General features: G+C 65.3%; 22 protein-coding genes. 11 read left to right on the top strand and 11 right to left on the bottom strand.

What is annotated here, in order from left to right; all coding sequences use genetic code 11:
- The first annotated feature begins 13 nt into the window (after positions 1–13).
- Both ACTJK6_RS06190 and ACTJK6_RS06185 read left to right on the top strand, forming a co-directional pair.
- Positions 14–1,147, top strand: a complete 1,134-nt coding sequence (locus ACTJK6_RS06190; protein WP_260802987.1) for an ABC transporter substrate-binding protein — start codon at positions 14–16, stop codon at positions 1,145–1,147.
- Between the two features lie 73 nt (positions 1,148–1,220).
- Positions 1,221–1,736 (top strand): MarR family winged helix-turn-helix transcriptional regulator, encoded by a 516-nt coding sequence (locus tag ACTJK6_RS06185; protein ID WP_232042084.1) that lies wholly within the window; start codon positions 1,221–1,223, stop codon positions 1,734–1,736.
- 74 nt (positions 1,737–1,810) lie between these two features.
- Here ACTJK6_RS06185 and ACTJK6_RS06180 read toward each other — a convergent pair whose 3' ends face one another.
- Positions 1,811–2,152 (bottom strand): hypothetical protein, encoded by a 342-nt coding sequence (locus ACTJK6_RS06180; RefSeq protein WP_147216428.1) that lies wholly within the window; start codon positions 2,150–2,152, stop codon positions 1,811–1,813.
- A gap of 343 nt (positions 2,153–2,495) precedes the next feature.
- On the opposite strand from ACTJK6_RS06180, the gene ACTJK6_RS06175 reads away from it, so the two are divergent.
- On the top strand, positions 2,496–3,710 hold the full coding sequence (locus tag ACTJK6_RS06175) for an HD-GYP domain-containing protein (protein ID WP_232042085.1): 1,215 nt from the start codon (positions 2,496–2,498) through the stop codon (positions 3,708–3,710).
- A gap of 17 nt (positions 3,711–3,727) precedes the next feature.
- On the opposite strand, the gene ACTJK6_RS06170 is transcribed toward ACTJK6_RS06175, so the two are convergent.
- Positions 3,728–3,889 (bottom strand): hypothetical protein, encoded by a 162-nt coding sequence (locus ACTJK6_RS06170; RefSeq protein ID WP_260802985.1) that lies wholly within the window; start codon positions 3,887–3,889, stop codon positions 3,728–3,730.
- 229 nt (positions 3,890–4,118) lie between these two features.
- On the opposite strand from ACTJK6_RS06170, the gene ACTJK6_RS06165 reads away from it, so the two are divergent.
- The 3 genes from ACTJK6_RS06165 (at position 4,119) to ACTJK6_RS06155 (ending at position 7,918) form a co-directional block, all read left to right on the top strand.
- Positions 4,119–5,105, top strand: a complete 987-nt coding sequence (locus ACTJK6_RS06165; RefSeq protein ID WP_232042087.1) for a DUF6685 family protein — start codon at positions 4,119–4,121, stop codon at positions 5,103–5,105.
- A gap of 105 nt (positions 5,106–5,210) precedes the next feature.
- Positions 5,211–5,627, top strand: coding sequence for a hypothetical protein (locus tag ACTJK6_RS06160; RefSeq protein ID WP_440838544.1), 417 nt, complete (start codon positions 5,211–5,213; stop codon positions 5,625–5,627).
- A gap of 86 nt (positions 5,628–5,713) precedes the next feature.
- Entirely contained in the window at positions 5,714–7,918 is a 2,205-nt protein-coding gene (locus tag ACTJK6_RS06155) for a TonB-dependent receptor (RefSeq protein WP_440838543.1), read from the top strand.
- Between the two features lie 54 nt (positions 7,919–7,972).
- Here ACTJK6_RS06155 and ACTJK6_RS06150 read toward each other — a convergent pair whose 3' ends face one another.
- Together ACTJK6_RS06150 and ACTJK6_RS06145 are read right to left on the bottom strand one after the other, a co-directional pair.
- Positions 7,973–8,605, bottom strand: coding sequence for a hypothetical protein (locus tag ACTJK6_RS06150; protein WP_440838542.1), 633 nt, complete (start codon positions 8,603–8,605; stop codon positions 7,973–7,975).
- 134 nt (positions 8,606–8,739) lie between these two features.
- Entirely contained in the window at positions 8,740–9,327 is a 588-nt protein-coding gene (locus tag ACTJK6_RS06145; protein ID WP_260802982.1) for a hypothetical protein, read from the bottom strand.
- A 173-nt stretch (positions 9,328–9,500) separates the two neighbouring features.
- Here ACTJK6_RS06145 and ACTJK6_RS06140 point away from each other — a divergent pair, with 173 nt between their 5' ends.
- Both ACTJK6_RS06140 and ACTJK6_RS06135 read left to right on the top strand, forming a co-directional pair.
- A complete protein-coding gene (locus ACTJK6_RS06140) occupies positions 9,501–9,806 on the top strand; it encodes a hypothetical protein (protein ID WP_232042092.1) in 306 nt (101 codons plus the stop codon).
- Entirely contained in the window at positions 9,803–10,003 is a 201-nt protein-coding gene (locus ACTJK6_RS06135) for a hypothetical protein (protein ID WP_232042093.1), read from the top strand. The genes ACTJK6_RS06140 and ACTJK6_RS06135 overlap by 4 nt, the downstream gene beginning before the upstream one ends.
- Before the next feature lie 17 nt (positions 10,004–10,020).
- Here ACTJK6_RS06135 and ACTJK6_RS06130 read toward each other — a convergent pair whose 3' ends face one another.
- Positions 10,021–10,362, bottom strand: a complete 342-nt coding sequence (locus tag ACTJK6_RS06130) for a hypothetical protein (RefSeq protein ID WP_322017673.1) — start codon at positions 10,360–10,362, stop codon at positions 10,021–10,023.
- Positions 10,363–10,581: 219 nt separating this feature from the next.
- Between ACTJK6_RS06130 and ACTJK6_RS06125 the strand changes: the two genes are divergently transcribed.
- Entirely contained in the window at positions 10,582–12,045 is a 1,464-nt protein-coding gene (locus tag ACTJK6_RS06125; protein ID WP_232042973.1) for an aminotransferase-like domain-containing protein, read from the top strand.
- Between the two features lie 9 nt (positions 12,046–12,054).
- Here the strand turns inward: ACTJK6_RS06125 and ACTJK6_RS06120 are convergent, their stop codons facing one another.
- From ACTJK6_RS06120 to ACTJK6_RS06105, 4 genes are read right to left on the bottom strand one after another with little or no spacing between them, the layout of a single operon-like run.
- The gene (locus ACTJK6_RS06120) at positions 12,055–12,723 is read right to left on the bottom strand and encodes a PqiC family protein (protein WP_260802978.1); all 669 of its coding nucleotides are present in this window, start codon (positions 12,721–12,723) and stop codon (positions 12,055–12,057) included.
- Positions 12,720–14,363, bottom strand: a complete 1,644-nt coding sequence (locus tag ACTJK6_RS06115) for a PqiB family protein (RefSeq protein ID WP_232042096.1) — start codon at positions 14,361–14,363, stop codon at positions 12,720–12,722. Before ACTJK6_RS06115 ends, ACTJK6_RS06120 begins: the two co-directional genes overlap by 4 nt.
- Positions 14,360–15,097: a paraquat-inducible protein A gene (locus ACTJK6_RS06110; protein WP_322017671.1), complete on the bottom strand. Its 738-nt coding sequence runs from the start codon at positions 15,095–15,097 to the stop codon at positions 14,360–14,362. The genes ACTJK6_RS06115 and ACTJK6_RS06110 overlap by 4 nt, the downstream gene beginning before the upstream one ends.
- Complete coding sequence (locus ACTJK6_RS06105) at positions 15,094–15,915, bottom strand: paraquat-inducible protein A (RefSeq protein ID WP_394372361.1); 822 nt, start codon at positions 15,913–15,915, stop codon at positions 15,094–15,096. The genes ACTJK6_RS06110 and ACTJK6_RS06105 overlap by 4 nt, the downstream gene beginning before the upstream one ends.
- Before the next feature lie 194 nt (positions 15,916–16,109).
- Between ACTJK6_RS06105 and ACTJK6_RS06100 the strand changes: the two genes are divergently transcribed.
- Positions 16,110–16,604 carry a hypothetical protein gene (locus ACTJK6_RS06100; protein WP_440838541.1) on the top strand — a complete coding sequence of 165 codons (495 nt, stop codon included), beginning with the start codon at positions 16,110–16,112 and terminating at the stop codon, positions 16,602–16,604.
- Positions 16,605–16,627: 23 nt separating this feature from the next.
- On the opposite strand, the gene fghA is transcribed toward ACTJK6_RS06100, so the two are convergent.
- Together fghA and ACTJK6_RS06090 are read right to left on the bottom strand one after the other, a co-directional pair.
- Positions 16,628–17,491, bottom strand: a complete 864-nt coding sequence (gene fghA, locus ACTJK6_RS06095) for an S-formylglutathione hydrolase (RefSeq protein WP_440838540.1) — start codon at positions 17,489–17,491, stop codon at positions 16,628–16,630.
- Between the two features lie 22 nt (positions 17,492–17,513).
- Positions 17,514–18,620, bottom strand: a complete 1,107-nt coding sequence (locus ACTJK6_RS06090; protein ID WP_316868412.1) for an S-(hydroxymethyl)glutathione dehydrogenase/class III alcohol dehydrogenase — start codon at positions 18,618–18,620, stop codon at positions 17,514–17,516.
- A gap of 232 nt (positions 18,621–18,852) precedes the next feature.
- Here ACTJK6_RS06090 and ACTJK6_RS06085 point away from each other — a divergent pair, with 232 nt between their 5' ends.
- A complete protein-coding gene (locus ACTJK6_RS06085) occupies positions 18,853–20,655 on the top strand; it encodes a methyl-accepting chemotaxis protein (protein WP_232042101.1) in 1,803 nt (600 codons plus the stop codon).
- The last annotated feature ends 5 nt before the right edge of the window (positions 20,656–20,660 follow it).

Raw genomic sequence — 20,660 nt, 5'->3', positions numbered from 1 at the left:
GGAGAGGGGCCCCATGACCATCCGCCGCACCATCTGCGCCGCTGCTGCGCTGTTGCTCGCCACCGCTGCCCATGCCGACATCGTCGTTGGTGTGAGCCTGTCGACGACAGGTCCGTCGGCGTCGCTCGGCATCACGCAGAAGAATTCGCTGGCGTTCTATCCGGACACCATCGCCGGGGAAAAGCTCCGCCTCGTGGTTGTGGATGACGCCTCCGACCCGAGCACCGGCACGCGCCTGGCGCGCAAGCTCGTGACGGAAGACCACGTCGACATCATCGTTGGCTCGTCGGCGGTGGCGCCGTCGATTGCGATTGCCGAAGTCGCCACCGAATCGCACACGCCGCAATTGGCGTTGGCGCCGGTCGAGCTGAAAGCGGGCAAGGGCGATTGGACCTATCGTCTTGCGCAGCCGATCTCGCTGATGGCCGAGGCGATTGCCGCGCGCATGGCGGCGTCTGGTATCAAGAACGTCGGCTTCATCGGCTTTGCCGATGCGTACGGCGAGAGCTGGCTCAAGGACTTCACCGCCGCTGCCACGCCGCGCGGCATCAAGATCGTCGACGTGGAGCGCTATGCCCGCGCAGATACCAGCGTGACGGGGCAGGTCGCCAAGCTGGTCAGCATCAAGCCCGACGGGATCCTCGTGGCCGGTGCGGGCACGGGCGCCGCGTTGCCGCACACCGCGTTGCGCGAGCGCGGCTATGCAGGCCCGATCTACCAGACGCACGGCGCGGCCACGAAAGACTTGATCCGCATCGGCGGCAAGGCGGTTGATGGGGCCATCCTGCCGGCGGGCCCAGTGATCGTGGCTGAGCAGTTGCCCGACAGCCACCCCAGCAAGAAGACCGCGCTCGAATATGTGACGCGCTATGAGAAGGCCAACGGCCCCGACACGCGCACGCAGTTCGGTGCCCATACGTGGGATGCACTGCAGGTGCTCCAGCGCATCGTGCCGGTGGCGCTCAAGAAGGCCAAGCCGGGCACGCCCGAATTCCGCCAGGCGCTGAAGAACGCGCTGGAATCGGAGCATGACATCATCGTTTCGCACGGCGTGCTCAACTACACGGCCACGGATCACTTCGGCTTTGACGCACGCGGCCGCGTGCTGCTGACCATCGACCACGGCAAGTGGAAGTTGTTGAACTGAAACGCACACGCGTGCATGGCCGGCGGGCGCATCGCCGACGATAATCGAGGGGTCTTTCACCATCGACACCGCCATGCCGCGCACGCCCAAAGCAGACGACCTGTATCCCGCCGTGGCCCCTTCGGGGCACTTCAATCCGCATCTGGCGGACGTGGAGTATGGCGCGCTCGATGGGTTGGTCGGCTATGCCGTGCGGCGGGCGCAGCTACACATCTACGAAGATTTCGTGCGCTCGCTGCACGCGTGGAACATCACGCCGCCGCGCTTTTCGGCGATGACGGTGATCGCGCATAACCCAAATCTCAAGCTGACGGAGTTGGCCAACATCCTGGGTGTGGCGCGCTCGGGTGCGGTGCTGCTGGTCGATACGCTGGAAGACATGGGCATGGTCGAGCGCCTGCCCGCGCCCAAGGACAAGCGCGCCTTCCGGCTCGTGCTGACCGCCAAGGGCGCGACCACCCTTGACGACATCACCCGGGCCGTCACCGCACACGACGCCCGCGTAACGGCGCATCTTTCCAAGGATGAACGGCACACGCTGCTGGCACTGCTCAACAAGTTGGCTTCGGGGCCGGATTCCGCTTCCTGATTTGTAGCCGGTACGTACAAATGACAAGCGGCCCGAAAGTGGGCCGCTTTGCTTTGGTGCGAGGTGCGAGCGCTTCAGCGCTTGTTGGCGTCGATGGCCTTCTGCCAGAGGTCTTTGTCCGGCGGATACAGCGAGTCGAAATACTCGCGCAGCGCGCAGATTTCCTGGACGATCTCGAACGGAAATCCCTGGCGGCCGCCTCGATCGTCAATCTGCAGGCTGTTCAGGTAGCGCCGGCAGCCGATGAAATCGGCCCACTTGGCGGCGATCGTGTTGATGATGCGCGGAAACTTTCGGCCGAGTTCGATCGGCCGCACCTCGTCGGGCAGGGACGCGAGCCACCGGATGGCGTCGCGGTTGAGCGCGAAGTCATCGGCGTTCTGCTGCTTGCGTTGGGAGGTGGGATCTTGAGTCATGTCGGATGCGCATCCTTGAAGTCTAGTGTACCCCTCCCGCGCCGGGCTGCCAGCCCGACAGGCGAGGGTCTTGACGCATCACCTGTTTGATTCGACCGCCGCCACAGCCAGTGTCCCGCCGTTTGCTTGCGAAGGCTGCGGTATGCCGCGCGCCGCCGAATCCACATTTGCCTCAAGTTTTGCTCAGGCTTGCCGATAAGCCAAGCGCGGTTTGGCGCGCTGATGGACCAGAGCATCCACCAGCGTAAAGCGCCTAGACTGCGAAACACGAGCCAGTGTCGGCTGGCACGCCGCTCCCCTAATTCAATCAAAAAACCGGACTTCGAGCCGAGGTAGGCAGGGTATGAAGCGAATCGATGCGAGCCAATTGCGGGTCGGCATGTTTGTAATGAAGCTGGGTGGGTCCTGGCTCAAGCATCCGTTCTGGCGTGCGCAATTCCAGTTGTCGCACCAGGGCCAGATTGACGACATCCGCCGCGCGGGTATCACCGAGATCTGGATCGACCCCGAGCGCGGCGAAGACGTCATGGTAGAGACGCTGATGCCCGTGCCGGCGCCGGCGCCCGCACCCGAGCCGCTCACGCGAGAGACCCTGGCCGCGCGGCCACCGATCACGCCAACGTCGCTCAAGGAAGAGTGGAAGCACGCCCAGCAGCTGATGCAAAACGGCAAGGCGACGCTGGGGCACATGTTTTCCGAAGCCCGGATGGGGCGCGCGCTGGAAACCGAAAAGGCGCTGCTGCTGGTGGACGACGTGTCGAACTCCCTGGCACGCAACTCGTACGCGCTGATTGCCCTCGCGCGCCTGAAGAACAAGGACGACTACACCTACCTGCATTCGTTTGCCGTTTGCGCACTGATGGTGGCGCTGGCGAAGACGCTGGGCTTGCCTGAAGACGAGATCCGTGAATGCGGACTGGGCGGGCTGGTGCACGACATCGGCAAATCGGCCATGCCGCGCACGCTGCTCGACAAGAGCACGGCGCTGACCAAGGACGAACTGGCGCTGCTGCAGACCCACGCCGTGGGTGGCCATCACCTGCTGCAGGGCACCGGCCAGTTCAGCGAGATTGCGCGCGAGATCTGCCTGCACCATCACGAGCGCATCGACGGCAGCGGCTACCCTGACGCCCAGAAGGCCGAGGGCATCAGCCTGTGGGCCAAGATGGGCGCCATCTGCGATGTGTACGACACGCTCACGTCAAGCAGCCCGTACCACCATGCATGGTCTCCGGCGCAGGCGTTGAAATACATGATGGCGCGCACCGACACGCAGTTCGATCGCACCGTTTTCCAGGCCTTCACGCGCAGCGTAGGCATCTACCCGGTGGGCACGCTGGTGAAGCTGCGCACCAATCGGTTGGGCGTGGTGGTCCACCAGAACGAGGCGTCTGCGCTCAAGCCGGATGTGGTGGTGTTCTATTCGGGTAACACCAAGACGCGCGTGCGCCCCGAGCGCATCAGCCTGGGCAAGTCCGACGACTCCATCGTCACCGTGGAAGATGCCACCACGTGGGGTTTGTCGGACGAGGAAGTCTCCGACATGTGCCTGGTCTGAGCCGCGGGCGGCCAGGTTCAGACGTTCTCCACGGGTGGCTCATTCTGCTCGGCGGGATTCGGGCGGGTATCGCGGGGCACCAGCGGGTCGCCAGGCTTGCGCTTGGCGGGCTCGGGCTGGGCTTTCGGATTGGCGGGCTGCGTCGAATCGGTTTCTGAACGATCTGGCTGGGTGGGCATCGCGGTCTCCTGATTTGCGGATGCCTCTCTTCCAGCATGTCGCGCGCCTGGCAAGTCCCCACGTTTCATGTGTATTTTTCTTAACACGGACTTCAACAAACTTCATGGCACACCCCTCTAAAGTGGGGTACGTTTGAGTCGTTGGTTTTTACATTGCTGAACAATCGCCACACATTCAGAGCGACGTCGGCAATCCGCAAACAAACGATTCAGTCTTCCGGGGGGTGACATGAACGTTTCCAATCTCCTGCATGCGGCGTCGAACTGGGTCGTCCAGTCGCGCGCTTTCAATGTCACGCAATCGGTGGCGCACCACCGCACGCCCAGCGATGCGTTGGCGCACTGGAAACTCGATATCTGGCACAAGAGCGTGCCGTTCCTGTTCGAGGGCGGCCTTGCCGAGCCCGCGCACCAACTGTTTCCCAAGCATCTGGCGCATGCCGAATGGGTGGACGAGTTGCACCACCATCTGAGCCAGCTCGTGGGGGTGCGCCGGGAGCACTGCAAGATCGACATTCGGGCGGTGACGGGGCTTGCGCAGTCGCCGTGCTCGGTGCATTCGTTTCCGAGCATGCTGGTGTTTGCGCATCAGCATTGCCGCCGCATTCCGCACAGCACCGATGCCGACTTTGCCGCCAACCGGCGCCACGTATTCCGCTACGCAGATCAGGCCAACGTGTTTCGCGCCTACGACTTTGCCGGCGGCGAGCTGTTCTACATGAATGAGTGGGGCGCGCACCATTTTGCTGCGCTGGCACTGCAGGCTCGCACGCAGAACCGTGAGCTGCTGGTCGATGCCGAGGTGCGCCACGCGCGTTCTGCGCTCGGGTTGCGTCGGCTGCTTGACGGCTTCTACGTGATCGGCGCGCGGCGGCAAGGGCAGCAGCGCTACGGCACGCGTTTGTCGGAAGCGCTGGCCAGCCACCAGGTGCCGCATCGCTGGATGCATGGCCGCCGCGAGGCCGAAGGCTTTGAACTGTGCTTCCTACCCAAGTCGGATCGCTTTGCCAATTGCGTGGGCGAACAGCTCGTGCGCGACGGCTGGTTCGACTACGGCGCCTGGCTGGCCAGCCTGCACGATGCCACCGAGGTGGGCGCCCCGGCGCAGCGTGCCGAGGCCGCTCGCAAGACGCGCCCGAACTGGAAGCGCGTGCAGGTGCCGAGCCTGGGCGTGCCGACGGGTCTCATGCCGGGCTTCGCGCACACGCGTTTGTAATACTGGGGCGCTACGCTTGCGGGCTGTTCTGCCCCTCCACCTGACGGATTGCTGAATCAGGCGGCTGGTGTCAGAATTCGCAACTTAGTTGCATTGAGGCGCGCAATGTCGAGTGACATCGTGCGTCTGCATCTGCGCCCAACCTTGCGTTCCTTCCGCTCCTCCTTCCTCCACCTGCGTTGGCTGGCTTGCCTGCTGGCGGTGTTCCTGCTGTTTGGTCAGCAGGGCGCGCTGCGGCATGCGCTCTCGCATTGGAGCGAACTGAGCGAAGGGACTGCTCCCCAGTTCAACGCTGCCGCCATTGCCAAGCCGGCCGGCGCTGAGCGCAGCCAGCCCGCGCAGGAGCACGCCGCGTGCTTGCAGTGCGCAGCCTATGCTGCGCTGGCGGCTGCCTTGCCGATGCTGGTGGCGCTGCGCCTGGCGCATACGCGGCGCTGGCACTTTCCGCGCATCGGCTTTCATGCGGGCGCGCCGGTCTTTCCGGTGGCCGTCTGCTCGCGGGATCCTCCATTCCGCCTTTGACTCCTGCCTTGCCCCTCGGCCCGCGCGTTGTGTTGACGCATGCGCGGGCCGCTGCTTAACGCATCCGCTCGATTCAAAGGTCTTTCATGATTCCGTTCCAGCCCCGCAAGCTGGTGATGGCGCTTGCCGCCGTCCTGCCGTCCGTCGCCTCGGTTTCCGCACTGGCTCAGCAAGCGACGCCGCCGGCGTCCACGTCCGCTACGCCCGCCACGACGGCACCTGCTGCACAGCCGAAACCGGCCGCCACCAATGTGCGCGACCTCAGCGAAACCCGCGTCACCGCCAAGCGCCTGGACGCCGCACGCAATGCGCTGTCGCCGGATACCGGCAGCTCCGTCTACAAGTTCGACACCGATGACATTGCCCGCCTGCCGCTGGGCGATGCCACGCCGCTCAACCAGGTGCTGCTGCAGGCGCCGGGCGTGGTGCAGGATTCCTACGGGCAACTGCACGTGCGCGGAGACCACTCCAATCTGCAGTACCGCATCAATGGCGTGATCGTCCCCGAGCCGATCAGTGGTTTCGGGCAGATGCTCGACACGCGCTTCGCCAACCAGATCAATGTGCTGACCGGCGCGCTGCCTGCACAGTACGGCTACCGCACTGCCGGCATTGTCGACATCACCACCAAAGGTGCTTCTACCGACGAGGATGGAGAGCCGAAGGCCTTTGGCGGCGAGATCGGCACCGTGCTGGGCAGCAATGCCACGCACGAGGTCAATGCGCAGATCCAGGGCACGAAAGACCGCTTCAGCTACTACCTCTCGGGCGTGTTTGCCGAGAACAACCTCGGCATTGAAAACCCCACGGGCAACCGCAACGCCACGCACGATCACACCACGCAAAACAAGTCGTTCGGCATGCTGTCGTATCTGCTTGATAACGACAGCCGCGTGAGCTTCATGTTCGGCACGTCGAACGGCCGTTTCCAGATTCCGACGCGCCCGGGCCTGACGCCGCAATTCACGCTCGATGGCGCGGTGCCGCCGGCGTCGGAAGCGCTCAACGCCAATCAGCGTGAGAAGACCGACTTCCAGATCCTGACGTATCAGCAGAAAGTGTCGCCCAAGCTGGACTACCAGGTGTCGGTGTTCCGCCGTGCAAGCCGCATCGATTACATGCCCGATCCGATCGGTGATCTCGTCTACAACGGCGTGGCCGCCGACATCACGCGCCGCAACGAGGCCTACGGCGTGCAGGGTGACGCGAGCTACAAGCTCAGCGACAAGCACACGCTGCGTGCCGGCGTATTCGTGCAGCGCGAGCGCTACGTGGCCGACAACACCGCCAGCGTGTTTGCCGCCGACAGCACCGGTGCGCAGACCAGCACCACGCCATTCACCATCGTCGACAACCACAGCGGCAGCGGCACCACCATGGGCGTCTACCTGCAAGACGAGTGGAAGCCCACCGACAAGCTCACCGTCAACTACGGCGCACGCTACGACCGCGTCAACACCATCGTCAGCGAGCAGCAACTGAGCCCGCGCCTGGGTATGACGTACGACCTGACGCCGCGCACCCGCGTCCATGCCGGTTACGCGCGCTACTTCACGCCGCCGCCCACGGAGAAGTTCGATACCACGTCGGTGCAGGCCTTTGCCGGCACGACCAACGCGTTGCCGTCGGACGCCAACACGGCCGTCAAGTCGGAGCGTTCGAACTACTTTGATCTGGGAGTTTCGCACCAGCTCACGCCGCATCTGACGCTGGGTCTGGATGCGTATTACCGCGACGTGCGCCATCTGCAGGATGAAGGTCAGTTCGGCAACGCGCTGCTGTACTCGGCATTCAACTACGAGCGTGGCCGGATCTACGGGCTGGAAGGCAGCGCGAACTATCGCAACGGCAACTTCGGGGCGTATCTGAATTTGGCCGTGTCGCGCGCGCAGGGCAAGGGCATCGAGACCGGCCAGTTCAACTTCGGTGCCGACGAGCTGGCCTATATCAACAGCCATTGGGTCAACCTCGATCACGACCAGCGCCTGACCGCGTCGGCAGGCGTGTCGTATCGGTATTCCGGCACGACGTATACGAGCGACGTGCTGTTCGGTACGGGTTTGCGCAACGGCTTCGCCAACACCGAGCACCTGCCGGCCTACTGGCAGATGAACCTGGGCGCTGCCCGCGATTTCAACCTGCCGACGCTGGGCAAGTTCAAGACGCGCCTGATCGTGCTGAACATCTTCGACCGCAGCTATCAACTGCGCGACGGCACGGGCATCGGCGTGGGTGCGCCGCAGTTTGCGCCGCGCCGTACGTTCCTGCTGTCGGTCAGCAAGCCGTTCTAAGCAAATCGGGCCAGCACATGTGGCTGGCCCGATGCTGTATCGATTACTTCGTCATCACATCGGCGGGATCATCCCGTCCTTGCCGACCAGCACGCGCTGCGCGACCAGCGTGCCTTGCGCATCGGCGCGCACGAACATGACAACGTGCGCGCCGGCTTTCAGGTCATCGCGCCGACCCGGCTCGAAGGTGACGATCGGCACTTGCGGCGGCACCACGATGCGCTGCTCCCCATCCTTGTATTTGACCGACAGCGTGCGGCCCTGCGCGCCGGTGACGGCACCTGCCTGTTCGACGGTGCCGTTCGTCATGCTGCTGTTCGGGCCCATGTCGTACGGGCGATGGCCGCCCCCGGTGCCACGCATGGCTTCCGGAAACACGTGGACTTCGAGCGCACGCAACGTGCCGTCGGGCTGCTTGACCGCCGCCGTACCGATATAGCTGCCGGCGCGAATGGCCGACGGCTCGATCGGCGCAACCTGCGTGACGTTGATGTCCACCGGCAGTGTCACGGTGGCCTTGTTGCCGGAGGCGTCGGTCACATCGACAGCAGTGCTGTGGACGGCGTTGATGGTGGCGCGTACGCGGGTGGGCGCAGCGGTACTTTGCGCGGAGGCGGCCAACGGGAAGAGTGCTGTCACGACGGTGACAACTGCAGCGGTACGGGCTGAGAGACGTAGTCGGTTCATTTGGCAGGGGCGTGAAGTTGGCTCAAGGGGAGCGGGGTGGGCCAGCGCAACTCGCATGTGCTGCGGGGCGGCCCGCCAGTCTAGACCGGACCGCGCCCACGTGCAGGCGCGGTCCCCGTTCCGTCCGATACGGCTCAGCCACGATGCTGGCCGGGCACGCGCTTGCCTTTGTACGTCGGGCGGCTTCGGCGCATGTTGTCGGACCAATCGGTTCCGCCCTCGGTGGGCGAGTGCACCGGCACATCCCGGCTGCCCGGCTGCGGGTCGATCGGCGCTTCGTCCAGGTCGACGGCGTCCGGTGCATCGGCATCGTCGTTTTCACCGGCCAGGCCCGTGGCGTGCTCGAAGTTCTCGTCGTCGATCGGTGTGTCGACGTCGGGGTGATGGATGTCGTGTATGGCGTCGGGCATCAGGTCGCCGCCTTCGCGTATGACGGGCTCATGCCCGGCGGCGCGGCGCTCGCCGGTGCCGGTGGAGTCTGTGTCGCTGTCGAGGTTGACGTCCCCCAGGTCCGCGCCGGCCGTGCGGTTGGCTGCATTGCCGTGCGGGTGCACGGCGGGATCCTCGTCAAAGCGATCTTCAACGTCGCTGCCCAGGCCCGGGCCGCCCACCACGTCGCTGCCCGAGTCCGAACTGTCGGAGGGGCCGAGTGCGTCGGTTCCGTGACCTTTGCCGGTCTGTGCAGGTGCTTCGCCGGTGCGATACAGGTTGCTGGTTGCCATGTGGTTTCTCCATGCGTGCTTGTGCGCCAATGCGCGACACAGTGAGCGCAGCAAGGTGGATACCCGGGGCAGGGGCGCTGCACGCGTACATCTCGCACTGTTACGGCGGCACGCTGGTTGCGACGCGGTTGGGTACGGGCGATTCGTCCGTGAACCGAACCAGGAGGCTGACGATGAAGCAACACGCACAGCAACCGCACAAGCCCGCTGCCCACGCGGCGGAAAATGCGGGGGAACGCAAGAGCGAGAGCAAGAAGGGCGAGCGCGGCGATCAGGCACAGCAAGGACGGGGTGCCGCCAAGGACCGCGCTGATTCCGACCGCGCCGAGCGCACTTCTATGCAGCACGGCACAGACCCATCGGCAAAACGTCCGATGCAGGCGCCCGCCGAGGATGGCCGTGCCGCCGCGCAAGAAGGGCAATTGCCGCAGAATCAGCAACGTCTGGGGCAGCACCAGAACAGTCGGAAGCAGCCATGAGCGCCACCAAGAAGCCTCATGGCGATGACAAAGCCAAGGCGCCTTCGGGTGACGCCGCCAGGCCCGTCGTGCCGGCCATCCCAAGTGAAAGCGGCGTAGGCGAAGAAGATCCGGGCGACTTCGAGAACGCGTCGATCCATTCGGACGACGGGAAACGCCCCGGCGCCTCGCCGGCCAAGCCAGACGGGCGGCGGTAACAGCTCACCTCGTCATTTCAGCCGCGCGACGTCCGGCGCGGCTGAACCACGTTAGCCAACCAACGCCACATTGCAGACCAGGCCGGGCGCTGTGTGCGGGCGGTAGCGGCGACGATGCGCACGTGCGCGCCGATGCGGCTGTCGGCATGCAGGTGCCACCACCCGGACGTTTCCACAACGTGCGCGTGGCCGGCGCCGAGCGTGTACCGCGCTGCTGCAATCGAGCGTGATGGTGGCTCCAGGTGCAAGCAGCCTTCCAATGCCACAAGCACGGTTCCAGCGGGTAGCCAGCGCAGGCCCGCTTCTCCGGGGCAAAGCGCCAGCCATTCGGGTTCGGAAGCGGGTGCCGTTGCAGTCATGTCGATCTCCTGAACATGGCTCAAGCGTAGGGACGCGACCCAAAGCTCAACAGACACAGAAACCGGCAATGTGCGGGGCAACAGGCGTGCCCCTGTGACAATCTGTTGCGGTACAGTTTGACGTTGTCTGTATCTGTTGCGGTGGCGGCCGTGCCGGCATGATGTGTCGGATCCCTCTCCTTGCCGCCTGTCGCCGTCCGCTCGCCGCCCCTCGCCGCCATGTCCGTCACCGAGTTGACTTCCCCGCCCGCGCAGCCGCTGTACCGGACACTTGCCGATCATTACCTTGGTGCGATCCGCAGCGGGGTGTTGGCGCCGGGCGAGCGCATGCCGTCGGTGCGCATGCTGATGCGCACGCACGCGGTGAGTCTGTCGACCGCGCTGCAGGTGTGCCGGCATCTGGAGACGGAAGGCTGGCTGGAAGCGCGCGAGCGCTCCGGCTACTTCGTGCGCCAGCCGCGCCGCGCCTTGCTGGCCCCCGTCAAGGAGCCCGAAGTTTCGACGCCGGATCCTGCGGCCTACGTGGGTGTGCATGCGCGCGTGTCGGCCATCGTGGCGCGCGGGCAGCAGGCTGCTGTGCACGTCGACCTCTCCGGCGCAAGTGGAGCGGCTGCGCTGTACCCGGCGGCAGCGCTCAATCGGATTGCGTCCCAGGTGCTGCGGCGGTATCCGTTGCTGCTGACGCAGGCCGTCATCCCGAACGGTCATCCCGAATTACAGACCGCCGTGGCGCGCCGGGCGCTCGACATGGGCGTGCAGGTCGCGCCGGACGACGTGATCGTCACCCACGGCTGTATCGAGGCGGTGAACCTGGCATTGCGCGCGGTGGCCCAGCCGGGCGATACGGTGGCCGTGGAATCGCCGACTTACTACGGGCTGCTGCAGGTGCTGGAAAGCCTGGGCATGCGCGCGGTGGAAATTCCTACCAGCCCACGCACCGGCATGTCGCTTGAAGCGCTCGAGATGGCCGTGCAGGCCTACGGCAACATCCGCGCCGTGGTGGTGGTGCCCAACCTGCAGAACCCGCTCGGCAGCATCATGCCGGACGCGGCCAAGCGCCGGATGGCCGCCTTTTGCGACGCCAACCGCATCGCGCTCATTGAAGACGATACCTACAGCGCGCTAGGCGACAGCCCCACGCCGCTGAAGGCCCTCAAGGCGTGGGACCGCACGGGCAACGTCATCTATTGCGCGTCGTTGAGCAAGGTGCTCGCACCCGGGCTGCGCCTGGGCTGGATGGCGGCCGGCCGCTGGCAGGGGCGCGTGCAGATGCTGAAGTTTGCGCAGTCGCGGCCGAACGATTCGTGGTCGCAGGTGCTGGCGGGGCGCTTTATCGCCTCGGGCGCGTACGACCGTCACCTGCGCACGCTGCGCCAGACGTTGCGTGAGCAGCGCGAGCGCATGGCCGAGTCGATTGCGGGATGCTTTCCCGCCGGCACGCGGTTGTCGGTCCCGTCAGGCGGATTGGCGATGTGGGTGGAGTTGCCTGCGAACGTGTCGTCGATGGAACTGTTCGATGCGGCGCTGGCACAGGGAATCCGCATTGCGCCGGGGACGATGTTCTCGAACCTGAACCGCTTCGATCATTTTTTCCGCATCTGCTTCGGGCTGGCGCCTTCGGCCAACCTTGAAGCTGCGCTTGCCACGCTCGGCCGGCTCACGCAGGAACTGGCCGAGCGCTGACGTATCGCCTTACCGGCACCACGCCGGCACAGCGGAAGGTGTTTCCAGACCCTGCACGCTCTGCGCAATCTGTTGCGACCACTGCTGCACGAGCCGTTGCGTGGATGACACCACCGCATCTACGCCCGCATTCGCATCCGCACCTGCAGGTTGCCCATTCACGGGCAGCGCAAGCGTCGTCTGGCAGGTCAGGGCGGCGGTGCTCGCGCCTTGGGTGGCCGCATCGCGTGATACGCGCCAGGTCACCAGCGCCGTCACGCCTTGTCCGGGCCGCGCGTCATAGCTGCGCATTTCAGCGCCGATGCGGTAGAGGGGCACGCCCGCCGGTGCAGCAGCGCCTCCCACGTCCACCGCAGACAGCGTTGTCGCCAGGTCCGCAGACAGCGCATCGCGCAGTTCCGAACCGAACGGCGCGGCCCAGCGCTGCTGCTCAAGCGCCACCACTTCGCTGTCGGACGTACGCAGCACGATCTGCGGCTTGTCCAGCCGATCGGGCACCCGCACGCCCGAGAGGCGGAAGGCGCGCTGGAAACGGCCGGTGCCCGAGGCTTCGGGGCGCACCGACAGCGTATGCAACGTCGGCTCGGGCGAAGCGCACGCCCCAACCAGCAACGCCACGGCGGCGGCGCTGGCCAGGCGAAGGGAAGAAGACAGCATCGTCGTTTGCATCGGCATCATTGCGCGTCCTTTGCCTTGCCGCGGATCAGCGCTTCCGGGTGGCGGTCCAGATAGTCGGTCAGCACGCGCACGGACGCGGCGGCCTTGGCCACCTGTTCCAGCGTGTCGCGCGCATTGCGTTGCAGCGGGGCATCGTCGGAGAAGACCTGACGCGCAGAATCCAGCGTGCGGCGCGCCTCGGCCAGCGTTTCCTTCATCTGCGGGGCGAGATCGCTGTTGACGGTCTTGGCCAGTTGCTCGGTTTGCTTGAGCGTGGCGTCGAGCGTCGTCAGCGTGCGGTGCACGTCCTGCCCGATCTGCTCGAACGGCACTTTGTTGAGCTTTTTAGCGATGCCGGCAATCTGTTCTTCGATGTCGTCGGTCGGGTTGTCGGCGGTCGGGAACACATAGGCGCCGTCGCGCTCACGCATGCCGAAACGCGGCGGTGTCTTGTCGCGATCGGCCGAGTCGATGAAGTCGAGGTTCACGAACTGCTGGCCCGTCAGCAGGCTCGCGCTCTTCAACTGCGCGCGCATGCCGTTCTTCACCAGCACGTCGAACTGCGTGCGGACGTCCTCGGCGGCGTGCTGCGGATTGTCGTCGCGGATGTCCATGCCGAAGCGCGTGGGATACAGCGTGGCCGTCACGGGCAGCACGAACTCGTGGCGCTTCTTGCTATAGTGGATGCCGATCGATTTGATCTCGCCCACGTTGATGCCCTTGAATTCCACCGGTGCCCCCACGTTGAGGCCGCGCAGCGAGCGGTGGAAGTACATCACCACGGTCTGCGACAGGTGTTCGGGGTCCTTCAGTGCCATGGTCTCGTTGCGCACGAGCGGGAACTCGGCGTCGGAGGCAGCGGGCGCGTGATCGGCTTCTTCAGGCGTCTGGAAAGCGATGCCGCCCAGCGCCACGGTCAGCAGCGATTGCGTATCGACCTTCAGGCCGCTGGCGTCGAGCTTGAGGTCGATGCCGCTGGCGTTCCAGAAACGCGTGCCGCGTGCCACAAACTTGTCGAACGGCGCGTTGACGAAGATGTGCAACGTCACGCCCTTGCCGTCGGTGTCGATGTCATAGGCCGTGACCTGGCCCACACGCACGCGGCGGAAGTACACCGGCGCGCCGATATCGAGCGAGCCCAGGTCGGGCGCATGCAGCGTGAACTGTTTGCCGGGCGCATCCGCGGAAATGGCCGGCGGCGTGTCGAGGCCCTTGAAGGTGGATTTCTTCTCCTGCGAGCGGCCCCCGTCCACGCCGATGTACGCGCCGGAGAGCAGTGTGCCGAGGCCGGAAATGCTGCCGGCCGCCACGCGCGGGCGCACCACCCAGAAGCGTGTGTCCGATGCGGCAAACGCCTTGCCATCATGCGTCAGTTCGATCAGTACCACGGCGCCAGACCGGTCCTCCGTGAGGCCCACCGCCTTGACCACGCCGATATCGACGCTCTTGTATTTCACGCGGGTCTTGCCGGCTTCGATGCCCTCTGCCGAGCTGAAGGTGACGGTCACCTGCGCGCCGCGCGCCAGGATCACGCGCGCCATGAGCGTGGCGCCCACCAACAGCGCCACGATCGGCACCAGCCAGATCAGCGAGGGCAGCCAGCGCTTGCGCTTCGTGCGGCGCGGCCCGGGAATGTTTTCGTTATCGACGGGGTCGGTCATACATCGGTCTCTTCAGGATCGGGCTCGTCGATGACGTCCCAGATCAGGCGGGGATCAAAACAGCGGGCGGCGAACATGGTCAGCACCACCACGGCGGCAAACGGGCCGACACCAGGGCCGGGCTTGATGATGGCCAGCGTCGACAGATGTACGAGTCCCGCCAGCAGTGTCACCACAAACACATCGAGCATCGACCACCGGCCGATGATCTCGACCAGCGCATACAGGCGCGTGCGCAGTCGCGGGTTCCAGCGCCAGCGCTGCTGCACCGACAGGCAAAGCACCGCCAGGATCCCGAGCTTGGCCAGCGGCACCAGGAAGCTTGCAATGAACACGATGATGGCCAGGTGCCACGAACCCGACGTCCATAGATAGACGATGCCGCTCATGATGGTGTCCTGCTGCGTGCCGAGCAGGGTGTCGGTAATCATCACGGGCAGCAGGTTGGCCGGCAGGTACATGGCGGCCGCCGCAATCAGCAGCGCCCAGCAGCGCGCCAGGCTGTCGGGCTTGCGCACGTGCAGGGGCGACATGCAGCGCGGGCAGACCGGCGCCGCGGCGGTCTCGTCGGGTGCATCTTCGTGGGTAAGCACCGCTTGCGTGGCGGCCTCCGATTCGGGCATGCGCGCCAGCAGGCCGCAGTGCTCGCATGTCGCCAGGCCATGTGCGGCGGCGCGCAGCGGGCGGGCTTGTTGCGCCGGCTGTGCGGAGGCAGACGTCGTGGCGCTGCTCATGGGCGGTCCTCGCCGGGGCGGGCCGCGGCATCCGCGCCGGTGGGCGCATCGACGTGTGAGCCCGGCGGCAGCGTGAGGCCGATCTCGCGCCAGAACGGTCGCAGGTCGATCGACAACGCCACCGTCAGGAACACGGTGAGCGCGGCAAACGCCCACAAGCCCGCATCGGCTTCCAGCGACACCATGCGCGCGACTTTGATGAGCGCCACCACCACGCCCAGCATGAAGATCTCGACCATCGCCCACGGGCGGATCAGCGCTGCCGCGCGCAGCACCAGCGCTGCGGCCGGATGCTGGCGCCCACGCCATCGTGCAATGAGCAGTGGGGCAAGCACCGACATGTACATCAGCGGGAAGAACACCGTGGTGAGCGCCACCAGCACGGCGGCGAACAGCATGTCGTAGTCGTACAGCGCCACGATGGCGCCCCACAGCGTGGTGGCGTGCCGGTTGCCGCCACCGTTCATCTCGGCAATCGGAAAGATGTTGGCGACGATGTAGACGATCAGGCCCGTCAACACCAGCGGCAGCAGTACCGAGAGCCGCTCGCTCTGGTTGCGGTACAGCTTGACGCCGCAGCGTGTGCAATGTGCCTCTTCATCCAGCGCAATGACCTCGTGGCGATGCAGGGTGTCGCAGTGCTCGCACGCGATCCAGGCATCGGGATCGCCGGGCAGCGGCTGTGCGACCGGGGCGGCCTTGGCGTTGGGGGCGTCGCCCGCTGCGCGCCAGGACTGCGGCAGCGGGAAGGGGAATTTCACGTTAACAGCTCCATCGTCGGGCTGAAGGCGCGGTGGCGGCGTTGCAGATGCAAGCACCGGAGCACGGACAGCCGGGCAGGCGATTATACATACACGATTGAATGTATAGCTGAGTGCGGACCTCCGCATTTTGACGCACGGTCACAAGCAAATATCCCGCCAATCCGCACGATCGACATGACATGGCGTGACGGCGGAACGGGCCTTGCTGCCGTCGAAGGGGCACGTTCTCAACCTCAAAGGAGCAATTCATGACGTATCTCCGTGCCTCTTCTTTAATCGTCGCACTGGCGCTGGCGGGCGGTACCGCCGCGGCGTATGCCCAGACGGGGGCAACCCAATCCAATAGCACGGCTGGCGGCAGCAGCATGTCTCCAGCGGGTAGCACCAGCACCGGCGCAACTGCGACGGGCACGGGGGGTGCCGCCGCCGACAGCAATTCCGCCAACAGCGGCCGGGACGCCACCCGCAACCGCAACGCCACCGGTAAGCAAGGGCACTCCAGCAATATGCGCTCGCGCTCGAGCGGCGGTTACGGCGGTAGTGCCAATGATGCGACCGGCAGCGCGACCGGTGGCGGTTCGGGTGGAATGGGCGTAGGCGCCCCAGATAACGGCGGGTCGATGGGCGCGCCCGGCGGCGGTAGTGGCGGTGGGGCTGCTGGCCCGGGCGGCGGCAGTGGCGGTGCGGGTACCGGAGGCGCCGGCGGGGCGGCGGGCGGCAGTGCCGGTGGTGGCAGCCGCTAGCCCAGCCGCGCGCTTACCTGCGGCTAGCGCAGTTGTGCTGCGTGATGCAGCAGGTGGTCTTCGATGAAGCTCTCGATGAAGTAGTAGCCGTGATCGTATCCCGAGTGGCGGCGCAGTTGCAGCGGTTGCCCGGCTGCGGCGCACGCCGCGGCAAAGTCATCGGGGTACAACTGCTCGGCGAGAAATTTGTCGGCCTCGCCCTGATCGATCAGGATGCCGCCGGGGAACGGGCACGATGCCTGCCGCATCAACTGGGTGGCGTCGTGGGCTGCCCAGGCGGCGCGATCGTCCCCGAGATATCCGGTGAACGCCTTGATGCCCCACGGGCACACAGACGGATGCGCGATGGGCGCAAACGCAGAGACGGAAGCGAAGCGCTCCCGGTGGCGCAAGGCCAGCGTCAACGCGCCGTGGCCGCCCATCGAATGCCCAAAGATGCCGATGCGTCCCGGTGCCACCGGAAAGGCCACGCGCGCGATGTGGTGCAGCTCGTCGGCAATGTAGCTTTCCATGCGGTAGTGCTGGCGCCACGGTGCCTGCGTGGCGTCGAGGTAGAAGCCGGCGGCGATGCCGAAATCCCAGCTATCGGTTTCGCCGGGGATGTTCGCGTCGCGCGGGCTGGTGTCAGGCGCGATGAGGATGAGGCCTTCACGTGCCGCCACGCGCTGCGCGCCGGCCTTGATGGCGAACGTCTCCTCCGTAGCCGTCAGGCCGGCCAGATAAAACACGGTGGGGCACCGCGTGCCTGCCAACGCCTGTGGCGGCAGGAAGACGGAGAAGCGCATCGGCAGCCCGATTGCCGTCGAGGTATGCCGATAGAAGCGCTGCACGCCGCCAAAGCAGGCGTGCTCCGAAAGTAGTTGAAGTTCCGGTACCGGGATCGTCATCGCGTGGCTCCATCCTCAAGGTTCAATACAGCACGACCGAACGGATCGACTCGCCGCGCTTCATCAGCTCGAAGCCTTCGTTGATGCGCTCCAGGGGCAGCCTGTGCGTAATGAGATCGTCGATGTTGAGCTTGCCTTCCATGTACCAGTCGACGATCTTCGGCACGTCGGTGCGGCCACGTGCGCCGCCGAAGGCCGAGCCTTTCCATTCGCGGCCGGTGACGAGCTGGAACGGGCGCGTGCTGATCTCCGCGCCGGCCTCGGCCACGCCGATGATGATCGACTGGCCCCAGCCCTTGTGGCAGCACTCCAGCGCCTGACGCATGACCTTCGTGTTGCCGATGCACTCGAACGAGTAATCCGCGCCGCCATCAGTCAGCTGGATGATGTGGTCCACTACGTTCTCCACATCGTCTGGGTTGATGAAGTGCGTCATGCCAAATTTGCGTGCCATCGCCTCGCGTGCGGGGTTCAGGTCCACGCCGATGATCTTGTCGGCGCCGACCATCTTCGCGCCCTGGATCACGTTCAGCCCGATGCCGCCCAAGCCGAACACCACCACGTTGGCGCCGGGTTCCACCTTGGCCGTGTACACCACCGCGCCCACGCCCGTGGTCACGCCGCAGCCGATGTAGCAGACCTTGTCGAACGGGGCGTCGGGGCGGATTTTTGCCAGCGCAATTTCCGGCACGACGATGTGATTCGCAAACGTTGACGTACCCATATAGTGGAACAGCGGCTTGCCATCGAGCGAGAAGCGCGACGTGCCGTCCGGCATCAGGCCCTTGCCCTGCGTGGCGCGAATCGCCTGGCACAGGTTGGTCTTGCGCGAGAGGCAGAACTTGCACTGGCGGCATTCCGGCGTGTAAAGCGGAATCACGTGATCGCCCGCTTTCAACGACGTCACGCCGGCGCCCACCTCCAGCACGACACCCGCGCCTTCATGGCCGAGGATCGCCGGGAAGATGCCTTCCGGGTCAGCGCCCGAGAGCGTGTAGTAATCGGTATGGCAGATGCCCGTCGCCTTGATCTCGACCAGCACCTCGCCGGCACGCGGTCCTTGCAAGTCCACTTCTTCGACAGTGAGCGGAGCACCGGCTTTCCAGGCGATAGCGGCTTTGGTTTTCATGCGCATTCCTTTTTTTGAAGTGGGGCCTGCCCGACGTGGGCAGCGTAGGGAGGGCGATTGTAGAACGTTGCCTGCTCCGGCAACGTGATAGCAGAGTCATGTCACGCAGATCAGACTTCAGATTTCCTTATGACGGCCGTTTCTTGTGCGACGGCATGGCCGACAGGGTCGTGTGCCGCATGCCTTACATGGTGGAATCCCTGCCATGGGCCTCGTAGTAGGAAACCATACCGTGCTTGCATCCATCCGTACCCGCATTTTGCTGACTTGTGTTGCCATCGTGGTCGGCGCATTGACCTTCGCTGGCGGCCTCAACTATCTCGTCACGCGTTCGTACAACGACGAGTCCATCCGCCAGAACCTGCAGTCCGTCGCACGCGGCCACATTGCCGGTATCGACGACTGGGTAGCGTCCAAGACGCAGATGATGGTGTCGCTGCAGGACGTGGCAGTGTCTGCCGATCCGATTCCGGTTTTCAAGGCCGTGCATAAGGCCGGCGGCTTCATCAACGTCTATGTCGGCTACCCCGACAAGTCGTACAAGTTCTCCAACCCTGAAGGCATTCCGCCCACGTATGACCCGACCGCGCGCCCCTGGTACAAGCAGGCGGTGGAGGCCGGCAAGCCCGTGGTGACGCCGCCGTACGTGAGCGCCAGCACTGGCCAACTCGTCGTGACTTTCGCGGTGCCCATCCTGGAAGGCAGCACGCTCAAGGGCGTGATTGGCGGTGACGTGGCGATGGACAGCGTGATCGCCAACGTCAAGGCCATTCACCCGACGCCGGCCAGCTTCGGCTTCCTGGTCAATGCGGCCGGCAAGATCGTCGCGCACCCGAATGACAAGCTCACGCTCAAGCCGGCAACCGATCTGTCGGCAGGGCTGAACGAAGCCACGCTGGCATCGCTGGCGCAGGCGGAGAAGCCCGTGGAAGTCACGGTGGATGGCGCGTCCAAGCTGCTCTACCGCCAGGGCGTGAAGGGCACCGACTGGGGCCTGGTGGTGGCGCTGGACAAGTCGGATGCCACTGCCGGCATGCGCTCGCTGGTGATGACGTCGATCGGCGCGCTGGTGGGTGTGGCCATCGTTGCCGCCCTCATCGTCGGTGCGATGACGGCACGTGCGTTCCGCCGCCTGTCGATGATCCGCGATGCCATGGACGACATCGGCTCGGGCAGCGGTGACCTCACCAAGCGTCTGCCGTCCGATGGCGAAGACGAAGTCGCGCAGATCGCCCGCTCGTTCAATACGTTTGCCGACAAGCTCACGGCGGTGATGCAGCAGATCCGCCTGGGCAGCGATTCGGTGCGCTCGGCCGCGCAAGAAATTGCTGCCGGCAATGCAGATCTCTCACAGCGCACGGAAGAGCAGGCCAGCTCGCTGGAAGAAACCGCATCGAGCATGGAAGAACTGACGAGCATCGTGAAGCAGAACGCCGATAACGCGCGTCAAGCCAGCCAGCTTGCCGTGACGGCATCTGACGTGGCCACGCGCGGCGGCAACGTGGTCGGCCAGGTTGTTCAGACCATGGGCGGCATCAACGAGAGCAGCAAGAAGATCGCCGACATCATCGGCGTGATCGAAAGCATTGCGTTCCAGACCAACATCCTGGCACTGAATGCCGCGGTGGAAGCCGCACGTGCCGGCGAGCAGGGCCGCGGCTTTGCCGTGGTGGCCAGCGAAGTGCGCAGCCTGGCACAGCGCTCGGCCGGCGCGGCCAAGGAAATCAAGGCGCTGATTCACGATTCGGTGGATCGCGTGAGCAACGGCACGGCGCTGGTTGATCAGGCCGGGGTGACGATGGCGGAGATCGTCGATGCGGTGAAGCGCGTGACCGACATCATGGGCGAGATTTCGTCAGCGTCGGAAGAGCAGAGCAGCGGCATCGAGCAGGTCAACCAGGCCGTCAACCAGATGGACCAGGTGACGCAGCAGAACGCGGCTCTGGTCGAGCAGGCCGCGGCCGCTGCGGAATCGCTGGAGGAACAGGCCCACAACCTCAACGAGGCCGTGGGGCAGTTCCGCCTGTCGCACTGAACCGG

It is taken from the genome of Ralstonia sp. 22086, from assembly GCF_052045975.1.
Lineage (GTDB): Bacteria > Pseudomonadota > Gammaproteobacteria > Burkholderiales > Burkholderiaceae > Ralstonia > Ralstonia wenshanensis.
This window is presented reverse-complemented; position numbering and strand designations above follow the sequence as displayed.

Coding starts and splice junctions, on each gene's coding strand:
- ACTJK6_RS06190 (WP_260802987.1), top strand. CDS start 14: ATGACCATCCGCCGCACCATCTGCGCCGCTGCTGCGCTGTTGCTCGCC.
- ACTJK6_RS06185 (WP_232042084.1), top strand. CDS start 1,221: ATGCCGCGCACGCCCAAAGCAGACGACCTGTATCCCGCCGTGGCCCCT.
- ACTJK6_RS06180 (WP_147216428.1), bottom strand. CDS start 2,152: ATGACTCAAGATCCCACCTCCCAACGCAAGCAGCAGAACGCCGATGAC.
- ACTJK6_RS06175 (WP_232042085.1), top strand. CDS start 2,496: ATGAAGCGAATCGATGCGAGCCAATTGCGGGTCGGCATGTTTGTAATG.
- ACTJK6_RS06170 (WP_260802985.1), bottom strand. CDS start 3,889: ATGCCCACCCAGCCAGATCGTTCAGAAACCGATTCGACGCAGCCCGCC.
- ACTJK6_RS06165 (WP_232042087.1), top strand. CDS start 4,119: ATGAACGTTTCCAATCTCCTGCATGCGGCGTCGAACTGGGTCGTCCAG.
- ACTJK6_RS06160 (WP_440838544.1), top strand. CDS start 5,211: ATGTCGAGTGACATCGTGCGTCTGCATCTGCGCCCAACCTTGCGTTCC.
- ACTJK6_RS06155 (WP_440838543.1), top strand. CDS start 5,714: ATGATTCCGTTCCAGCCCCGCAAGCTGGTGATGGCGCTTGCCGCCGTC.
- ACTJK6_RS06150 (WP_440838542.1), bottom strand. CDS start 8,605: ATGAACCGACTACGTCTCTCAGCCCGTACCGCTGCAGTTGTCACCGTC.
- ACTJK6_RS06145 (WP_260802982.1), bottom strand. CDS start 9,327: ATGGCAACCAGCAACCTGTATCGCACCGGCGAAGCACCTGCACAGACC.
- ACTJK6_RS06140 (WP_232042092.1), top strand. CDS start 9,501: ATGAAGCAACACGCACAGCAACCGCACAAGCCCGCTGCCCACGCGGCG.
- ACTJK6_RS06135 (WP_232042093.1), top strand. CDS start 9,803: ATGAGCGCCACCAAGAAGCCTCATGGCGATGACAAAGCCAAGGCGCCT.
- ACTJK6_RS06130 (WP_322017673.1), bottom strand. CDS start 10,362: ATGACTGCAACGGCACCCGCTTCCGAACCCGAATGGCTGGCGCTTTGC.
- ACTJK6_RS06125 (WP_232042973.1), top strand. CDS start 10,582: ATGTCCGTCACCGAGTTGACTTCCCCGCCCGCGCAGCCGCTGTACCGG.
- ACTJK6_RS06120 (WP_260802978.1), bottom strand. CDS start 12,723: ATGATGCCGATGCAAACGACGATGCTGTCTTCTTCCCTTCGCCTGGCC.
- ACTJK6_RS06115 (WP_232042096.1), bottom strand. CDS start 14,363: ATGACCGACCCCGTCGATAACGAAAACATTCCCGGGCCGCGCCGCACG.
- ACTJK6_RS06110 (WP_322017671.1), bottom strand. CDS start 15,097: ATGAGCAGCGCCACGACGTCTGCCTCCGCACAGCCGGCGCAACAAGCC.
- ACTJK6_RS06100 (WP_440838541.1), top strand. CDS start 16,110: ATGACGTATCTCCGTGCCTCTTCTTTAATCGTCGCACTGGCGCTGGCG.
- fghA (WP_440838540.1), bottom strand. CDS start 17,491: ATGACGATCCCGGTACCGGAACTTCAACTACTTTCGGAGCACGCCTGC.
- ACTJK6_RS06090 (WP_316868412.1), bottom strand. CDS start 18,620: ATGAAAACCAAAGCCGCTATCGCCTGGAAAGCCGGTGCTCCGCTCACT.